1 protein-coding gene is annotated in these 919 nt (G+C 62.9%); it reads right to left on the bottom strand.

Going from position 1 to position 919, the window contains the following annotated elements:
- The coding region (gene mobQ / locus AACY49_RS29645; RefSeq protein WP_339527733.1) for a MobQ family relaxase at nt 1-664 on the bottom strand (664 nt) is incomplete at its 3' end.
- Between the last annotated feature and the right edge of the window lie 255 nt (nt 665-919).

Genomic DNA, 919 nt, shown 5'->3' with positions numbered 1-919 from the left:
CGGCCTCAAGCCCCTGCTCCGGCCTGCGCGATGCTGCGGGTCCGATCTTGTGCTGCGGTTCCAGCTCGATGCCCTGCGCCTCATAGCTGCGATGGTCGATCCGCCCCTCAAGCCCGAGCTCCGCCATGCGCTCGTTGACGTGCGCGCTCCACGCCTCGCGCCAGTCCTTCAACAGCTCGGTCGAGTTCCAGTCCCGGTTCTTCTTTCCGAACCCCTCCGGTCCCACGTCGCGCATCGCCAGCATGACGTGCGCGTGCGGCTTGGGGCTACCGTCCTTCGCCTTGTCCCAATGCACGTTCATGTCCGCGACCATGCCGCGATCGACAAACTGCTTTTTCACAAAGTCCTGCGCGAGCTGGACCCCCTGCTTCTCGTTCATCTCGCGCGGAATCGAGAACTCCACCTCACGGGCAAGCTGCGCGTCCTTGCGCTTCTCGCCTGCCTCCACCTCGTTCCACAAGGTCGTGCGGTCGTTTAAACGCCCCGGCGCGCCCTCCGGCAACATCACCTCGGAGTGGATCACGCCCGCCTTGTTCGAGAAGTCGTGATCCCGCCCTAGTCGCTCGTCGAACAGCTCGGACGCGGAACGATAGGCGGCGCTCGCCACGGCGCTCGACCCGTTCGCGCGGCTCACAACCTTGGCGGAGAAGTGGTAGATCGCCATGACGCTCCGCACATTGCCTTACTTAGCGCACGTCGGCAACGACGTATAAGCGCGCACTCACAATTCGCTACGCTCCTCGTGACTGACTGAGTGCTTTCGTCTTTACCCTAATCCCAAGGGCGCTAGGATGCTGTCCGTGTGGCGCTGAAGGAATGACGATGACCGGTGTATCAGGCGCTATCAATGTTGAATGTGCCGCCCTCATCGCTAGCAGGCTCGCTCCCACAGTTGATCTGCGTTGGCCTCAGGCCAGGG

Source organism: Pseudomonas sp. EL_65y_Pfl2_R96, assembly GCF_963970905.1.
Classification (GTDB): domain Bacteria; phylum Pseudomonadota; class Gammaproteobacteria; order Pseudomonadales; family Pseudomonadaceae; genus Aquipseudomonas.
Note: the sequence above shows the minus strand (reverse complement) of the source record. Positions and strands in the feature narration are given on the sequence as shown.